The following is a 17,380-nucleotide window of genomic DNA, read 5'->3' as shown; positions in this document are numbered from 1 at the left end:
CCATCTGGTTCGCCGGACGCTGGGGCAAACCGGCGCACGACGCCCATCATGGGCACTAGCTGCACCGATGGGGCCTGCGGCGACGCGCGGGGCGAGCAATCCAACCGGTGGGTTGGCCATCCCGCCTAAGTTGCTCACAGGGATTTGCAACAGGGTTACCGGGCGGTATAGTTGCGGTGTTACTGGTGGGTAACTTAGAGCTAAGTACCCAACCCGAAAAGGCACATTCCCATCGAGGAGAAGCAGTGAGCCACTACAAGAGCAACGTCCGCGACCAGGAGTTCAACCTCTTCGAGGTACTTGGCCTGGACAAAGCCCTCGGCCAGGGCGAGTACAGCGATCTCGACCCCGACACCGTGCGCGAGATGCTCGCCGAGTCGGCCCGTCTGTGCGAGGGCCCGGTTGCGGCGTCCTTCGTCGATGGTGACCGCAATCCCCCGGTCTTCGACCCCAACACCCACACGGTGACCCTGCCGGAGCCGTTCAAGAAGTCGGTACAGGCGTTCATCGACGGCGGCTGGGACAAGGTCGGCGTTCTGGAGTCGCTCGGCGGCATGCCGATGCCCCGGATTCTGGTGTGGGCGATCCACGAGCACGTGCTCGGCGCGAACCCCGCAGTCTGGATGTATGGCGGCGGCGCCGGGTTCGCCAACATCATGTTTCACCTCGGCACCGACGAGCAGAAGAAGTGGGCCGAGCTGGCCGCCGAGCGCGGCTGGGGTGCCACCATGGTGCTCACCGAGCCGGACGCCGGATCGGACGTCGGCGCCGGCCGGACCAAGGCCGTCAAACAGGACGACGGTTCGTGGCACATCGACGGCGTGAAACGGTTCATCACCTCTGCCGATTCAGATGACCTGTTCGAGAACATCTTCCACCTGGTGCTGGCCCGCCCCGAGGGCGCCGGCCCCGGCACCAAGGGGCTGTCACTGTTCTTCGTGCCGAAGTTCCACTTCGACCCCGAGACCGGCGAGCCGGGCGAGCGCAACGGCGTCTTCGTCACCAACGTCGAGCACAAGATGGGCCTGAAGGTCTCGGCCACGTGTGAACTGACCATGGGCCAGCACGGCATTCCCGCCAAGGGCTGGCTGGTCGGCGAGGTTCACGAAGGCATCGCGCAGATGTTCGACGTCATCGAGCAGGCTCGAATGATGGTGGGCACCAAGGCCATCTCGACGCTGTCGACCGGTTACCTCAACGCACTGGAGTACGCCAAGGAGCGCGTACAGGGTGCCGACCTGACCCAGATGACCGACAAGACCGCGCCGCGCGTCTCGATCACCCATCACCCCGATGTGCGCCGCAGCCTGATGACCCAGAAGGCCTACGCCGAGGGCGGCCGCGCGCTGTACCTCTACACCGCCAGCTACCAGGACGCCGCGCTGGCCCAGACCGTTCACGGCGTGGACGCCGACCTGGCCGCCAGGGTCAATGACCTACTGCTGCCGATCGTCAAGGGCTGGGGCTCCGAGCAGGCCTACGCCAAGCTCACTGAGAGCCTGCAGACCTTCGGTGGTTCGGGCTTCCTGCAGGACTACCCGGTCGAGCAGTACATCCGCGACGCCAAGATCGACTCGCTCTACGAGGGCACCACCGCCATCCAGGCCCAGGACTTCTTCTTCCGCAAGATCGTCCGCGACAAGGGTGTGGCACTGGGCCACGTGGCCGGCCAGATCGGCGAGTTCATCAAGAACGAGTCCGGTAATGGCCGCCTCAAGACCGAGCGTGCGCTGCTGGCCAAGGCCCTGGAGGACGTCCAGGCCATGGCGGCATCGATGACCGGGTACCTGATGGCCGCGCAGGAGGACCCCCAGTCCATCTACAAGGTGGGTCTGGCCTCGGTGCGCTTCCTGATGAGTGTCGGCGATCTGATGGCCGGCTGGCTGCTGCAGCGTCAGGCCGCTGTCGCCATCGCCGCGCTCGACGCCGGTGCCACCGGTGCCGACCGTTCCTTCTACGAAGGCAAGATCGCAGTCGCCTCGTTCTTCGCCAAGAACATGCTGCCGTTGCTGACCAGCACTCGGCAGGTGATCGAGACGATCGACAACGAGATCATGGAACTCGACGAAGCGGCCTTCTAGACCGCCAAAGCACAATGGCCCCGGGACTTTCAGTCCCGGGGCCATTGTGGTTAAGCGCCGTGGTTAGTGCGGTGTATGTCGCGGCTAGCCCGCCCGCTTACGGGCGGAGGATCCGGTGGCCTTCGACGCGCCGGACGAGGTGCCGCCTTGCGACGACTGTTGGTGTGCCCGCTTCCTGGCACTGACGCCCGAGTGTGATGTCAGCGTTGGCGTAGGCGTCGTCGCGGTCGAAGCCGCCGGCGCCGCCGGTTCGGGGCGCACGACCGGCGCGTAGCCCTGGTCGATGATCGGTCGCAGCTGGGCATCGATGCCGTCGACGATGTCCTTCGGAACGCCCAGCTGGCGCAACGGCATGGTGAGCGGCAGGAAGTCGGTGGGCACAAAGTAGGTCGTCGTGGTGCCGCCCAGACTGTTCGGCGGGGTGGTGGTGATGTTCTCCGCGGGGACTTTCGACAGGTCCGTGGCGTGCGCCACGGCGTGGACGTAGTAGATCCCCATCACGGCGTTGAGCACTGTCAGCATGTTCCAGGGCTGCGTGATCGGATCGGCGAAGCCGTCGTACTGGTTGATCACCACCACCACGTTGAAACGGGTCTCGGGCAGCGCGACCGGCGTGTAGTCGAAGATCGGAACGTACGCGCCGCCGTTGTGTGCGAACAACCCGAAGTTGGGATCGGCAATCAGAATGAAGGTGGTGTCCGAGGGGATGCTCAGGTCGGCGTTGAGGTCGGCGGCCACCTGCTGAATGACCATGGCACCCTGTGAGGTCCCGATGAGCACCATGGAATCCGTGGCGGCCGTGGTCAATCCGGCCAGGACGGTCTCGACATTGCTGACCCCGGCAGCCACCGAGATACCCAACGTCGGGTCCAGGACCCCGGTGACCGGCCAGATGGCCGCCGGATAGTTGACCGTGGTGATCGTGTCGCCGGCGTAGGCCCCGCCCAGCAGCGACGCTTCGAGGGTGAAGATCTGATTGAGTACCGAGCCCAGCGAACCGCTGGTTCCCCCAACCCACAACACCGTCGACGCGTTGGCTGGTGCAGCCAGCCCGATAGCCAACCCCACCAGCAAGCAAAAAACGCCCCGCGCCCGCCGCTTGTGAAGGCGACGAGGCGGGACGGGCTCCCGACCCATGGGATAAGCATTGACGGAATAGACAATTACCGCAACCCCAGCTCAAAGCGGAGATCTAATCGGGACCTTGGGCTCTGGTAAATGGCCGGGTATTCGCTATGTTGATGGACATGGCGACGCCCGATGACAGCAAAGATTCCGATCCGCAGCAAACCGCTGCGGACGGGGGAAAACCGCCCACGAGCGGTCCGCTGGCGACGATCGTCGGACCGTTCACCAAAGCGGGCGGGTATTACGCCCGCTCCTGGGGTGCCTACCTCGACGGCACGCATGGTGAATTGCCTGTGGCCAGGCCCACACTGTCGCTGGCCACTCATGCCCTGCGTGATGAGATCGTGCTGGTGGGCCTGCGCTGGCGTCGACCGCTGAGCGACGCCAGGGTCTACGAGCGCATCAACGCGGAGGTCGCCGAGGCGATCACGCTCTATGACAAAAAGGGCTGGCTGACCGAACCGGCCGGGTTCTTCGCCGCGCCACCTGCTCCCACCGACGTCTCGATCCGGTCGTTCACCAGCCGCAACCGCACCCACGAGCGGCTGTCGTTCGAGAGCGGCTATCAGCCCTATCCCAAGGAGCCGGGCCGCGACCGCTGGCGCAGCTATACCGGTAACCACCGCGAGTACGCCCTGGTGCTGCGCCATCCGGAGCCGCGCCCCTGGCTGGTGTGCGTCCACGGAACCGAGATGGGGCGAGTGGGACTCGACCTGACCCTGTTCCGGGCGTGGCATCTGCACGAGGACTTCGGTCTCAACGTCGTGCTGCCGGTACTGCCCATGCACGGGCCGCGAGCCAAGGGGCTACCCAAGAACGCGGTCTATCCGGGTGAGGACGTGATGGATGACGTGCACGCCACCGCACAGGCGGTGTGGGACGTGCGCCGCGTGCTGGCCTGGATCCGTTCCCAGCAGCCCGATGCCCAGATCGGGCTCAACAGCATCTCGCTGGGTGGTTATATCGCCGCGCTGGTGGCCAGCCTCGAAGACGGGTTGTCGTGCGCGATCCTCGGGGTGCCGCCGTCGAACCTCGTCGAGATCCTGGGTCGGCACGCCGGCCTGGACCAGCACGACCCGAGGCGCAGGACCCTCGAGCTGGCCGGCCCGATCGGACGGATGATCTCGCCGCTGTCGCTGGAACCGAAAGTTCCTCCGCAGGGCCGGTTCATCTACGCAGGCGTGGCCGATCGCATCGTGCATCCCCGCGAGCAGGTGCTGCAGCTGTGGGAGCACTGGGGACGGCCCGACATCGGGTGGTACCGCGGCGGGCACACCGGCTTTTTCCAGGCCCGCCCGGTTCAGCGCTTCGTCGACTCCGCGCTCGTCCAGTCGGGGCTCGTCGTCAATCAAAAATGACCGCCGCTGGACTCCCCTCTTCTCCAGCGGCGGTCCTTCATCCGTGTCAATAAGACCCAGACAAAGAGGATGCCCCGTGTTGCCGTCGGGTCGGGGGGTCAGACGGCAACACGGAGCTATCCGGTACATCGAGTACCCCAGCCGGTCCGTTACAAACTCAGCCGAGATTTTTTCGACAAATTTTCAGGCCTCCAAGATGGCGGTCACACCCTGGCCGCCAGCAGCACAAATAGAGATCAGGCCGCGCACGGGCCGGCCGGTTTCCGCCTTCTTCTCGGCCAGCTGCTTGGCCAGCTGGGCGACGATCCGCCCGCCGGTTGCCGCGAACGGGTGTCCGGCGGCAAGCGAGGAACCGTTGACGTTGAGCTTCGACCGGTCGATGGCACCCAGGGCGGCGTCCAGGCCCAGCCGCTCCTTGCAGTACTCCTCGGACTCCCAGGCTTGAAGATGGGCCAGGACGACCGAGGCGAAGGCCTCGTGGATCTCGTAGAAGTCGAAGTCGCCCAACGTGAGTCCGTTGCGCGCCAACAGCCGTGGCACCGCGTAGGTGGGCGCCATCAGCAGGCCGTCGACACCGTTGACGTAGTCGACGGCGGCGGTCTCGGAGTCGACGAAGTAAGCCAGCGGGGTCAGCGAATGTGATTCTGCCCACTGTTCACTGGCGAGCAGCGCCACCGAAGCGCCGTCGGTGAGCGGCGTGGAGTTGCCCGCCGTCATGGTCGCGTCACCGTTGCCGACGCCGAAGACCGGCTTGAGTTTGGCCAACTTCTCCGCGCTCGAATCGGCCCGAAGGTTGTTGTCCCGGTAGAGACCCAGAAACGGAGTGACGAGGTCGTCGAAGAATCCGCGGTCGTAGGCGGCCGCCATATTGCGGTGGCTGGCAGCGGCCAGTTCGTCCTGGTCGACGCGCTTGATCCCCATCTTCTTGGCGGTGATGGCGGCGTGATCGCCCATCGACAGTCCGGTGCGGGGCTCGCCGTTGGTGGGAATCTCCACCCCCAGCGAGGCGGGCAGCTTGCCGACCAACTTCAGCCGATCGACGTTGGACTTGGCCCGACGCAGCCCCAGCAGGGTGCGACGTAAATTGTCGCCCAAGCCAATTGGCGCATCGGAGGTGGTGTCCACGCCACCGGCGATGGCGGACTCGTAGCGGCCGGCCGCGATCCCGTCGGCTGCGGCGATGGCGGCCTGAAGCCCGGTGCCGCATGCCTGCTGTAGATCGATCGCGGATGTGTAGGGCGACAGCGCACTGCCCAGCACGCTCTCGCGCATGAGATTGAAGTCGCGGCTGTGCTTGAGGACCGCTCCGCCGATCACGGCACCGAGTTGTTCACCGGCCAGACCGAACCGGTCCACCAGGCCGTCGAGTGCGGCGATGAACATGTCCTGGTTGGAGGCTTCGGCATAGGCGCCGTCCGACCGGGCGAAGGGAATGCGATTGCCGCCGAGGACGGCAACTCTACGAGGTTTCTGACTGGTGGAAGCCACGGGAATCTCCGCTGTGTCGTCGGTTCAGGTGGGTATACGGACCCATAGTACCCACCGTTCTTACTCTAGAGTAAGTTCGTTCCCGGTCCACCCGCACCGCAAACGCGAAAGGCAGATTCGTGGCTTCCGACGTGTTCACGCAAGTCGTCAACTCCGCCCCCGGATCGTTCCTGGCCAAGCAGCTCGGCGTCCCGCAGCCCGAAACGCTGCGCCGCTACCGGCCGGGCGAACCTCCGCTGGCCGGCTCACTGCTGATCGGCGGCGAGGGCCGCGTGGTCGAACCGCTGCGCGCCGCACTGGCCGAGGATTACCAGCTGGTGTCGGACAATCTCGGTGGCCGCTGGGCCGACTCCTTCGGCGGTCTGGTCTTTGATGCCACCGGCATCACCGAACCGGTCAAGCTGCGCGGCCTCTACGAGTTCTTCACCCCGCTGCTGCGCAATCTCGGGCCGTCGGGTCGCGTCGTCGTCGTCGGCACCACCCCCGACGAGACTGCCACCGCCGACGAACACATCTGCCAGCGCGCACTGGAAGGCTTCACCCGATCGCTGGGCAAGGAGCTGCGCCGCGGCGCCACGGTGGCCCTGGTCTATCTCTCCCCTGACGCCAAACCCGCTGCGACGGGCCTGGAATCGACGCTGCGGTTCATCCTGTCCGCCAAGTCGGCCTACGTCGACGGGCAGGTGTTCTACGTCGGGGCTGCCGACTCGACGCCGCCCGCCGACTGGGACAAGCCGCTGGCCGGCAAGGTCGCCGTGGTGACGGGAGCGGCCCGCGGCATCGGCGCCACCATCGCCGAGGTGTTCGCCCGCGACGGAGCCAAGGTCGTGGCGATCGACATCGAAGCCGCCCATGACGCCCTGGGTGAAACGGCCGCCAAGGTGGGCGGGACGGCGCTGGCGCTGGACGTCACCGCCGCGGATGCCGTCGACAAGATCACCGAGCACCTGCGCGAGCACTATGCGGATGTCAACGGCGGCCGGGCCGACATCCTGGTCAACAACGCCGGTATCACCCGCGACAAGTTGCTCGCCAATATGGACGACGCCCGCTGGGACGCGGTGATCGCGGTGAATCTGCTTGCCCCGCAACGGCTCACCGAGGGCCTTGTCGCCAATGGCAGCATCGCCGAAGGCGGACGGATCATCGGGCTGTCCTCGATGGCCGGTATCGCAGGCAATCGCGGCCAGACCAACTACGCCACCACCAAGGCGGGCATGATCGGCATCACGCAGGCGCTGGCGCCCTCGCTGGCCGACAAGGGCATCACCATCAACGCCATCGCACCCGGGTTCATCGAGACCGCGATGACCGCGGCGATCCCGCTGGCCACCCGCGAAGTCGGCCGTCGGCTGAACTCGCTGTACCAGGGCGGCAAGCCCGTCGATGTCGCCGAGGCCATCGCCTATTTCGCGAGCCCGGCGTCGAACGCGGTGACCGGCAACGTCATCCGGGTGTGCGGCCAGGCCATGCTGGGGGCATAGTCGGATGACTATGACCGAACAACCCAGCGGGCTGCGCAATATGCTGCGGGCCGCGGCCGGTTCGCTGCCGTTCATCGCGCGCAACGAAAGCCTGCCCACCCGAACCCTGACCGTCGACGAGCTGCCGATCGACCGATCGAATGTGGCCGCCTACGCGGCGGTCACCGGGCTGCGCTACGGCGACACCGTTCCGCTGACGTACCCGTTCGCCCTGACCTTCCCGACGGTCATGTCCTTGGTGACCGGCTTCGACTTCCCCTTCGCCGCCATGGGTGCGGTGCACGTCGAGAACCACATCACCCAGTACCGGCCGATCGCGGTCACCGACACCGTCGGCGTCAGCGTGCACGCGGAGAATCTGCGGGAGCACCGCAAGGGCCTGCTGGTCGATCTGGTCACCGACGTCAAGGTCGGCAACGAGCCGGCGTGGCACCAGGTGACCACCTTCTTGCACCAGCAGCGCACCAGCCTCTCCGGTGAGCCCCGCCCCGAGCCGCCGAAGCAGCCGAAGTTGGCGCCGCCCAACGCAATTCTGCGGATCACCCCCGGCCAGATTCGTCGCTACGCCTCCGTCAGCGGTGACCACAATCCGATCCATACCAGTGCCCTGGGTGCCAAGCTGTTCGGGTTTCCGACTGCCATCGCCCACGGAATGTTCAGTGCTGCAGCAGTTCTGGCCAATATCGAAGGCCAGCTTCCCGACGCGGTGCGCTATTCGGTGAAGTTCGGCAAACCGGTGGTGCTGCCGGCCAGCGCCGGCCTCTACGTCGAACGGGCTGCCGACGGATGGGATATCGCCCTGCGCAACATCGCCAAGGGGTATCCGCATCTGAGCGCGACGGTGCGCGGGCTGTAGCCAGCCGGGCTCAGTGCGATCCGGCCGAGTGGTTTTCCTTTTCCGCCGGCGCACCCTTGAGGCCACGCCAGAACAGGTTGATCAGCAACGCCGCCGCCTCGTCGACGTCGGCCTCGCCGGCGCTGACCTGCGCCGCGACCGCCTCACCCGCACCCACCAGGGCGACGGCCATCATGTGGAAGTCGGTGTCCGGCTCGGGATGACGGGTACCCGTCTCCAGCAGGCGGGCCACCATGTCGATGATCTTCTCGCGCCCTTCCCGCACGGTGTGCGCGAACGCCTGCGAACTGGTCGCCTGGGTGTACAGCACGATCCAGGACGCCCGGTTGGAGTCGATGTACTGCAGCACCGAGAGAATGACGCTGCGGAGCAGCTCGTGCGGGCTTTGCGTGAGATCGATGTCCTTGCCGACCGCCTCGATGAAGCGGCTCAGTTCGCGGCTCAGGCATGCCCCGAACAACTCCTCTTTGGAGCCGTAATACAGATAGAGCATCGGCTTGGAAATCTCGGCTTCGGCGGCGATGACGTCCATCGAGGTCTCGTGATAGCCGTTGACCGAGAACATCTGGACGGCCGCGTCGAGCATCTGCTGCTCGCGCACGGCACGCGGCAACCGTTTGGTGCCACCTGCCGCCATGGTCGCCGCCTTCTCTGTCCTGGGCTTTTCGCCGCGCTAGGAAGAGGCTAACCGCCGCAGCGCGGACTGGGGCCCTTCAACCCGGCCAGACGCAGCACCGAGGCGTCGATCGCAGGCAACGACAGCTCGCCGCCGTTGACTGCTGACTCCAGCCGGTCGAGCACCGCGGGGACTTCGTCGGTGGTCACCCACAGGCCGACGTCCGCACCGGCCTGCAGGGCCCGCAGGACCGCCTCGGCGACCCCGTAGTGCGAGGAGATGGCAGCCATACTGGACAGGTCGTCGGTGAAGACGATGCCGTTGAAGGGCGGCCCGCCGTAATTGCCGCTGCGCAGCAGGCCTACCGCCGCGGGGCTGAGGCTGGCCGGCACACCATTGGTCAGGCCGGGCACCTCGAGGTGGCCGATCATCACCGCCACCGGAGCCTCGGCGGCCAGGGTGCGGTACGGAATCAGGTCGTTGGCCTGCAGGTCCGCCAGCGGCGGGGTGGTCACCGCGCCGGCGGTGTGCGAGTCGCCCGAGCCGTGGCCGTGGCCGGGGAAGTGCTTGAGCACCGGCAACAGACCTGCGTCCCGCAGACCACGTGCGTAGGCGCCCGCGTAGGCGGTCACCACAGCCGGATCATTCGAAAACGACCGGTCGCCGATGACGGTGTCGGCGGCGGCGGCGGTCACGTCGACCACCGGGGCGAAGTCGACGGTGATCCCCAGGCCGCGCATCTGCCGGCCACGGTCCAGGGCCAGCTGGTAGACCTCGTCGGGAGTTTTCGTCTGGGCCAGCACGCGGGCCGAGGGTGCGGCACCGATGAGGCTCGTCAGCCGGGCGACCCGGCCACCCTCCTCATCGACGCTGACCGCCAGCGGCAGCGGGCCCGCGTTCGCGATGTCGGGCAGCGAACCGTCGGTCAGCATCGACAGGTCGGTCCAGCTGCCGATGAAGATTCCGCCGACGTGGTAGTTGCTCACCACGGCGCGGGCATCGGCGGCGTTGCGCACGCCGACCATGAGCAGCTGTGCGAGCTTGTCGCGGGTCGACATCGTCAACGGGTCACCGCACACCGGTGCCGCCGGGGCGGCGGGCACCGGGAGCGGGCCGGCCAACGGAGCGACACTGGCTCCGGAGGCGGAGCTGACCGGCGACGACGATGCCGGCGCGCTCTTAGTAGCGGGCGACGAACACCCCAGGATCAGCAACGGCAACGTCGACACCGCGGCGATTCCGCGGAGGGAGAGCACGCGTCTAGCCATCCGCCCATGCTGTCACGAGCGCCGCCGTCGTCCAACCGCGGTTGGACGCGTGTTAGGTTGACCAGCGGGTACCCCCCACCTGACCTGACCCGTCCCCGTAGCGCAGAGGAGACCCGATCATGACCCGGTTCGTGGTTCCCGCCGCCGCCAGCATCGTGGTCGGCCTGCTGCTCGGAGCAGCCTCGGTGTTCGGGGTGACGCTGATGATCCAGCAGGACACCAAGCCGCCGCTATCAGCCGGCGACCCGGCGTCATCGGTGCTCAACCGCGTCGAGTACGGCAACCGCGGCTAGCCTGAGCACGCTCGCCGCCGCCTCCCCCGCGGTCACGGAGGCACCCCTGTCCACAACGCCGCTGTCCCGACGGTGGCTGGGCGGCGCGTTCGCCGTCGCACTGGTGCTGTGCTTCGCGCAGTCACCGGGAATGGTCTCCCCCGACACCAAGCTCGACCTGACCGCCAATCCGCTGCGCTTCCTGGCCCGCGCCGCCAACCTGTGGAACAGCGATCTGCCGTTCGGGCAGGCGCAGAACCAGGCCTACGGCTATCTCTTCCCGCACGGGGCGTTCTTCCTGCTCGGCGATACGCTCGGCCTGCCCGGCTGGGTCACCCAGCGGCTGTGGTGGGCGCTGCTGCTGACGGTGGGCTTCTGGGGTCTGCTGCGGGTGGCCGAAGTGCTGGGCATCGGGACCCGACCGTCGAGGGTGATCGCCGCGGTGGCGTTCGCGTTGTCGCCGCGGGTGCTGACGACGCTGGGATCGATCTCCTCGGAGACGCTGCCGATGATGCTGGCGCCGTGGGTGCTGCTGCCGGTGATCCTGGCTCTGCGCGCCGACTCCTCGCGATCGCTTCGGATGCTGGCCGCCCGGGCGGGTGTCGCCCTGGCGTTGATGGGCGCGGTCAACGCGGTGGCCACCATCACCGGATGCCTGCCGGCCATCATCTGGTGGCTGTGCCACCGGCCGAACCGGACGTGGTGGCGGTTCAGCGCCTGGTGGGCGCTCGCCTCGGCGCTGGCGATCACCTGGTGGGTGGTCGCCCTGCTTCTGCTGGGCCGGATCAGCCCGCCGTTCCTGGACTTCATCGAATCATCCGGGGTCACCACGCAGTGGACGTCGCTGACCGAGGTCCTGCGCGGTACCGACAGCTGGACACCGTTCGTGTCGCCGAACGCGACCGCAGGCTCCTCGCTGGTGACCCAGCCGGTGCTGGTGCTGGCGACGACACTGGTCGCCGCGGGCGGTTTGGCCGGGCTGGCATTGCGCTCGATGCCGGCGCGCGGCCGGCTGGTCACCATGCTGCTGGTCGGGGTGGTCCTGCTGGCCGTCGGGTACTCCGGCGGGCTCGGTTCACCGCTGGCCCACCAGGTTCAGCTGTTCCTGGACGCCGCGGGCGCCCCGCTGCGCAACGTCCACAAGCTCGAACCGGTGATCCGGCTTCCGCTGGTGCTCGGAATCGCCCACCTGCTCGGCCGCATTCCGCTGCCGGGCGCTGCCCCGAGACCGGTGTTGATCCGGGCGTTCGCCCGCCCCGAGGACGACAAGCGGGTGGCCGTCGGCATCGTCGTGCTCGCCGCGCTGGCGGTGGCCACCTCGATGGCCTGGACGGGTCGGCTCACACCGCCCGGCACCTTCCGTGCCATCCCCGACTACTGGCATCAGGCCGCCGCCTGGCTGGCCGAACACAACCGGGGCGAGCCGGCGCCGGGGCGTGTGCTGGTGGCTCCGGGCGCGCCGTTCGCCACCCAGGTGTGGGGCAACAGCCACGACGAGCCGCTCCAGGTGCTCAGCCAAGGCCCCTGGGGGGTAAGGGATTCGATCCCGCTGACCCCACCACAGACCATCCGCGCACTGGACTCCGTACAACGACTGTTCGCCGCCGGGCGGCCGTCGGCGGGTCTGGCCGATACCCTTGCCCGACAAGGCATCTCCTATGTGGTGGTGCGAAACGATCTCGACCCCGACACTTCACGCTCGGCGCGGCCGCTGCTGGTACACCGGGCCATCGACGGCTCGCCGGGACTGACGAAGGTCGCCGAGTTCGGCGAACCGGTCGGCGCCGGCCTCCTGTCGGGCTTCATCAGCGACAGCGGCCTGCGGCCCGCCTACCCGGCCATCGAAATCTATCGCGTTGACACCCAAGGCAATCCGGGTGCACCGTATCTGACCGACGCCAACCGCATGGGTAGGGTCGACGGCGGCCCCGAGGTGCTACTGCGGCTCGACGAACGACGCCGCCTGCTCGGACAGGCTCCGCTCGGGCCGCTGCTGCTGACCTCCGACGCCCAGCGCGCCAATCTGCCCGTCCCGCTCGTCACCGTCACCGATACCCCCGTCAACCGCGAAACCGACTACGGCCGCGTCGACGACCATTCGTCGGCCGTGCGCGCCGAGGGCGACCGGCGCAACACCTTCAACCGGGTGCCCGACTACCCGGTGCCCGGCGCCAAGCTGGTGCACGGCGCCTGGTCGGGCGGGCGGCTCAGCGTCTCGAGTTCGTCGTCGGACTCCACCGCGCTGCCCACCGTCGCACCGGCCAGTGGCCCCGCCGCGGCCGTGGACGGCGATTCGGCGACCGCGTGGGTGTCGAACTCACTGCAGCCCGCGGTCGGCCAGTGGCTTCAGGTCGACTTCGACCGTCCGGTCACCAACGCCACACTCACCGTCACACCGAGCGCCACCGCTGTCGGCGCGCAGGTCCGCCGTCTGCAGGTGTCGACCGAAAATGGCACCACGACAGTGCGTTTCGAGGAGACCGGAAAGCCGCTGACGATCGCGCTGCCGGTCGGTGAGACACCGTGGGTCCGGATCACCGCGATCGGGACCGACGACGGATCCTCGGGTGTGCAATTCGGCATCACCGACCTGTCGGTCACCCAGTACGACGCCTCGGGCTACGCCCACCCCGTCGACATCCGGCACACCGTCATCGTGCCGGGCCCGCCTGCCGGGTCGACCGTCGCGGCATGGGATCTGGGCTCCGAACTGCTGGGCCGGCCGGGTTGTGCGGACTCCCCCGACGGGGTGCACTGCGCCGCGTCGATGTCGCAGGCGCCCGAGGAACCGGTGACGCTGAGCCGGACGCTGACGGTGCCCGCCCCGATCCAGGTGAGTCCGGTCGTGTGGGTGCGTGCCCGGCAGGGACCGAACCTGGCCGACCTGATCGCCCAGCCCGGTACCACCCGCTCGCGCGCCGACTCCGATCTGATCGACGTCGAAGGCTCGGCGTACGCGGCCACCGACGGCGACCCCCGGACCTCGTGGACCGCATCGCAAAGCGTCGTTCAGTACAAGACCGGCCCGACGCTGACCGTGACGCTGCCCAAGGCGACGGAGGTCACCGGGTTGCGGCTTACGCCGAGTCCCTCACCGCTGCCGACACATCCGACGGTGGTCGCGATCGACCTCGGCGACGGGCCGCAGGTCCGCAGGCTGAAGGCCGGCGACGACAGCGGCGCACAGACCGTGTCAGTGCGCCCGAGAACCACCGACACCGTCCGGATCAGCCTGCTCGACTGGGACGACGTCATCGACCGCACGGCGCTGGGCTTCGACCAGCTCAAACCGCCGGGGCTGGCCGAGGTCAGCGTGCTGGGCGCCGACGGCAAGCCGGTGGCCGCCGCGGATGCCGCACGCAACCGCAACCGCGCCATCGAGATCCCATGCGGACAGGGGCCGATCATCGCGGTGTCGGGCCGGTTCGTGCAGACCTCGATCAGGACCACGGTGTCCGCCCTGCTCGACGGCGAACCACTGGCGGCGAAGGCCTGCGACCCGGCGCCGATCGCGCTGCCCGCCGGCCAGCAGGAACTCCTGGTCAGCCCGGGCTCCGGCTTCATCGTCGACGGTGTGGCACTGGCCGGACCCCAGGCGCCTGAGATCCCCACGGCGACAACCACTCCCGCGCAGGTCTCGAGCTGGGGCCCAGACCGCCGGGTCATCACCGTCAGCCGCGCACCAATCGCGCGGGTGCTGGTGGTCCCCGAAAGCGTCAATCCCGGCTGGGTCGCCCATGCCCCCGATGGGGTGACGCTGACCCCGGTGGTCGTCAACGGCTGGCAGCAGGGCTGGGTGGTGCCCGCCGGGGAGCAGGGCACCATCACGCTGAGCTTCCCGTCGAACACCCTGTACCGCACCGGACTGGCAGTGGGACTGTCCCTGCTGCCGCTGCTGGCACTGCTGGCGCTGGTCCCCGCGCGCCGGCCGCCAGCCGCAGCAGACCCGGCGCGACCCTGGACCGTGCCCGTGCTGGCCGGTGCCGGTGTGCTAGCCGTGGGCGGTCTGATCGCCGGCATCGGCGGGCTGGTGGTGTTCGGTACCGCACTGCTGGTCACCTATGGACTGCGGCACCGCCACGTCCTGCGTGACAGGGTCACGCTGTGGACCGCGTCGTGCGGGCTGATCCTCGCCGGGGCGGTGCTGTCGCGGTATCCGTGGCGTTCGGTCGACGGCTATATCGGGCATTCACCGTGGGTGCAGCTCCCGGCGCTGATCGCCCTGGGCGCCCTGGCCGCCTCCGCGCTGCCCGGGTCCCGTTCTGACGAAAACGACGAGGGCTCAACAGCTTCCCATTAGGGTCGTGGCATGACAGAGCCGTCGCAGGTCGAGACCGTTCGCGGCCCCGTCGCGACCACCGAACTGGGCGTCGTGCTGATGCACGAGCACGTGTTCGTCCTGTCCCCCGAGGTCCTGGTGAACTACCCGGAAGGCTGGGGCGATGAGGCCGCGCGCGAGGCCGACGCCGTCGAGAAGCTCAATGCGCTCAAAGCGATCGGGGTGGACACCATCGTCGATCCCACAGTGATCGGCCTTGGTCGCTACATCCCGCGCATCCAGCGGGTGGCAGCCCGGACCGGCCTGCAGATCGTGGTCGCCACCGGGGTGTACACCTACAACGACGTCCCGATGTACTTCCACTTCACCGGTCCGGGCACCGGATTCGGCGGCCCCGAGACGATGACTGACCTGTTCGTCCGGGATATCACCGAGGGCATCGCCGACACCGGCGTCAAGGCTGCGATCCTCAAATGCGCGACCGACGAGCCCGGCGTGACACCCGGTGTCGAGCGGGTGCTGCGCGCCGTGGCCCAGGCACACCGGCAGACCGGTGTGCCGATCACCACCCACACCCACGCCCCCACCCGGCGGGGTCTGGAGCAACAGCGCATCTTCGCCGAGGAGGGAGTCGACCTGAGCCGGGTCATCATCGGGCACAGCGGCGACACCACCGACCTGGGCTACCTCGAAGAGTTGATCGCGGCGGGCTCCTACCTCGGGATGGACCGCTTCGGCCTGGACGCCATGCTCAGTTTCGACGACCGCGTGGACACCGTTGCGGCGATGTGCCAGCGCGGTCACGCCGACCGGATGGTGCTGTCGCACGACGCATCCTGCTACATCGACTGGCTTCCGGAAGCCGCACTGCCGGTCGCGCTTCCGAATTGGCACTACCTGCACATCCATAACGACGTGCTGCCAGCACTGCGCAGTCGCGGTGTCACCGAGGACCAGATCACCACGATGCTCGTGGACAACCCGCGGACCATCTTCTCCAAGCGATGACACCAGCCCCGAGTCGCTGCGCTCCTACCCGCCGAGGTTCCTATGCCTGACGATATTCTCCCGATCGGCGCCCGCCTGAGCCAACTGGCCGCCGAGGACCCCGACCGGCCGGCCGTCAGCTGTGCCGGACGAACCCTGACCCGCGGTGAGCTCGAATCGGCGTCGAACCGGTTGGCCCGCGCCTACGCCGAACTCGGTGTCGGCCAAGGTGACTACGTCACGATCGCGGTGGCCAACTCGATCGAGTGGGTGCTGGCGACGGTGGCGGTCTGGAAGCTCGGCGCCATCCCCCAGCCGTTGTCACCACGGCTTCCCGACGCCGAGTTCGAGGGCCTGCTGGACCTCAAACCACGTGCACTACTGGTGGGCCGGGCCGACCCACGCGGCATCGTGCCCTCCGTCGACGCCGACTTCGCCGGTAGCCTGCAACTGTCGGATGCCCCACTGCCCGAGGTTGTCTCGCCGTGCTGGAAATCGATTGGATCCGGCGGCAGCACCGGGCGGCCCAAGCTCATCGAGGCCGGCGGCGAGGGCAGGATCCCGGCCGAGATCGTCGCCATGGGAATGGGCAACCTGCCGACCGACACCCACCTGCTGCCGGTGCCGCTGAGCCACAACACCGGGTTCACCTCGGCCACCCTGGCGTTGCTGACCGGCCAGCACCTGGTGTTGATGCGCCGGTTCGATCCTGAGGAGTTCCTGCGGCTGATCACCGACTACCGGGTCAACTATCTGGCCACCGTGCCCACGATCATGCAGCGCCTACTGCCGGTGTACCGGGCCAACCCCGGTGCCTACGACCTGTCCTCGCTGCGCAGATTCTGGCATCTGGCGGCCCCGTGCCCACCCAACATCAAGGAAGCCTGGATCGAATTGCTCGGGCCCGATGTGGTGTGGGAACTCTACGGTGGCACCGAACTTCAGGCCTTGACGTTCATCAGCGGTACCGAGTGGCTGGCGCATCGCGGTTCGGTCGGACGGGTGGTGGCCGGCGAGATGAAGGTGCTCGACGACGACGGCAACGAGTGCCCGCCCGGGGTGGTCGGTGAGATCTACATGCGCCCGGCTCCGGGCAGCGCACCGACCTACCGCTACGTCGGCAGCACAGCCAAGACCCGCGACGGCTGGGACTCCCTGGGCGACCTCGGCTGGTTCGACGAGGACGGCTACCTGTATCTGGCCGACCGCCGCGTGGACATGTTCACCGTGGGTGGGCGCAACGTCTACCCGGCCGAGATCGAGAGTGCGCTCGCCGAGCATCCGGCCGTGCTGTCGTGTCTGGTGGTCGGCGTCCCGCACGAGGACCTGGGCCAGGTGCCGCACGCGCTGGTCCACACCGATGGGGGCGGTCTCGACGATGCCGCTGTGAAAGCCTTTGTCGCCGAGCGGCTCGCCGACTACAAGGTGCCGCGCACCGTCGAGTTCGTGGACGCGCCGTTGCGTGACGACGCCGGCAAGGCGCGGCGATCGGCGGTACGCGAGCAGGTCATCGCGCGGCTACAGGGTTAGGTCGCCCGCGACCGTGGCCAGACCTACCCGGCT

General features: G+C 68.0%; 12 protein-coding genes. 8 read left to right on the top strand and 4 right to left on the bottom strand.

Annotated features, from left to right (window positions below):
• Window positions 1-245: 245 nt before the first annotated feature.
• Window positions 246-2,081, top strand: a complete 1,836-nt coding sequence (locus OG976_RS15075) for an acyl-CoA dehydrogenase (RefSeq protein ID WP_328350164.1) — start codon at window positions 246-248, stop codon at window positions 2,079-2,081.
• Between the two features lie 84 nt (window positions 2,082-2,165).
• Here OG976_RS15075 and OG976_RS15070 read toward each other — a convergent pair whose 3' ends face one another.
• The gene (locus OG976_RS15070; protein ID WP_328350163.1) at window positions 2,166-3,149 is read right to left on the bottom strand and encodes a PE-PPE domain-containing protein; all 984 of its coding nucleotides are present in this window, start codon (window positions 3,147-3,149) and stop codon (window positions 2,166-2,168) included.
• Window positions 3,150-3,328: 179 nt separating this feature from the next.
• Between OG976_RS15070 and OG976_RS15065 the strand changes: the two genes are divergently transcribed.
• Window positions 3,329-4,567 (top strand): alpha/beta hydrolase family protein, encoded by a 1,239-nt coding sequence (locus tag OG976_RS15065; RefSeq protein WP_328350161.1) that lies wholly within the window; start codon window positions 3,329-3,331, stop codon window positions 4,565-4,567.
• A 183-nt stretch (window positions 4,568-4,750) separates the two neighbouring features.
• Here the strand turns inward: OG976_RS15065 and OG976_RS15060 are convergent, their stop codons facing one another.
• A complete protein-coding gene (locus OG976_RS15060) occupies window positions 4,751-6,061 on the bottom strand; it encodes an acetyl-CoA C-acetyltransferase (RefSeq protein WP_328363608.1) in 1,311 nt (436 codons plus the stop codon).
• 113 nt (window positions 6,062-6,174) lie between these two features.
• On the opposite strand from OG976_RS15060, the gene OG976_RS15055 reads away from it, so the two are divergent.
• On the top strand, window positions 6,175-7,539 hold the full coding sequence (locus OG976_RS15055; RefSeq protein ID WP_328350159.1) for a 3-oxoacyl-ACP reductase: 1,365 nt from the start codon (window positions 6,175-6,177) through the stop codon (window positions 7,537-7,539).
• Between the two features lie 10 nt (window positions 7,540-7,549).
• The gene (locus tag OG976_RS15050; protein ID WP_328350157.1) at window positions 7,550-8,395 is read left to right on the top strand and encodes a MaoC/PaaZ C-terminal domain-containing protein; all 846 of its coding nucleotides are present in this window, start codon (window positions 7,550-7,552) and stop codon (window positions 8,393-8,395) included.
• Between the two features lie 10 nt (window positions 8,396-8,405).
• Here the strand turns inward: OG976_RS15050 and OG976_RS15045 are convergent, their stop codons facing one another.
• On the bottom strand, window positions 8,406-9,032 hold the full coding sequence (locus tag OG976_RS15045) for a TetR/AcrR family transcriptional regulator (protein WP_328350155.1): 627 nt from the start codon (window positions 9,030-9,032) through the stop codon (window positions 8,406-8,408).
• A gap of 47 nt (window positions 9,033-9,079) precedes the next feature.
• Window positions 9,080-10,279, bottom strand: a complete 1,200-nt coding sequence (locus OG976_RS15040) for a glycoside hydrolase family 3 N-terminal domain-containing protein (protein ID WP_328350153.1) — start codon at window positions 10,277-10,279, stop codon at window positions 9,080-9,082.
• Between the two features lie 119 nt (window positions 10,280-10,398).
• Here OG976_RS15040 and OG976_RS15035 point away from each other — a divergent pair, with 119 nt between their 5' ends.
• The 4 genes from OG976_RS15035 to OG976_RS15020 all read left to right on the top strand — a co-directional run bounded on the left by OG976_RS15035 (window position 10,399) and on the right by OG976_RS15020 (window position 17,347).
• The gene (locus tag OG976_RS15035) at window positions 10,399-10,572 is read left to right on the top strand and encodes a DUF2613 domain-containing protein (protein ID WP_328350151.1); all 174 of its coding nucleotides are present in this window, start codon (window positions 10,399-10,401) and stop codon (window positions 10,570-10,572) included.
• A gap of 61 nt (window positions 10,573-10,633) precedes the next feature.
• Window positions 10,634-14,851: an alpha-(1->3)-arabinofuranosyltransferase gene (locus tag OG976_RS15030; protein WP_328363605.1), complete on the top strand. Its 4,218-nt coding sequence runs from the start codon at window positions 10,634-10,636 to the stop codon at window positions 14,849-14,851.
• Between the two features lie 9 nt (window positions 14,852-14,860).
• Window positions 14,861-15,838 carry a phosphotriesterase family protein gene (locus OG976_RS15025; RefSeq protein ID WP_328350149.1) on the top strand — a complete coding sequence of 326 codons (978 nt, stop codon included), beginning with the start codon at window positions 14,861-14,863 and terminating at the stop codon, window positions 15,836-15,838.
• Between the two features lie 42 nt (window positions 15,839-15,880).
• Window positions 15,881-17,347 (top strand): AMP-binding protein, encoded by a 1,467-nt coding sequence (locus OG976_RS15020; RefSeq protein ID WP_328350147.1) that lies wholly within the window; start codon window positions 15,881-15,883, stop codon window positions 17,345-17,347.
• Window positions 17,348-17,380 lie beyond the last annotated feature (33 nt).

This window comes from Mycobacterium sp. NBC_00419 (assembly GCF_036023875.1).
Classification (GTDB): domain Bacteria; phylum Actinomycetota; class Actinomycetes; order Mycobacteriales; family Mycobacteriaceae; genus Mycobacterium.
Note: the sequence above shows the minus strand (reverse complement) of the source record. Positions and strands in the feature narration are given on the sequence as shown.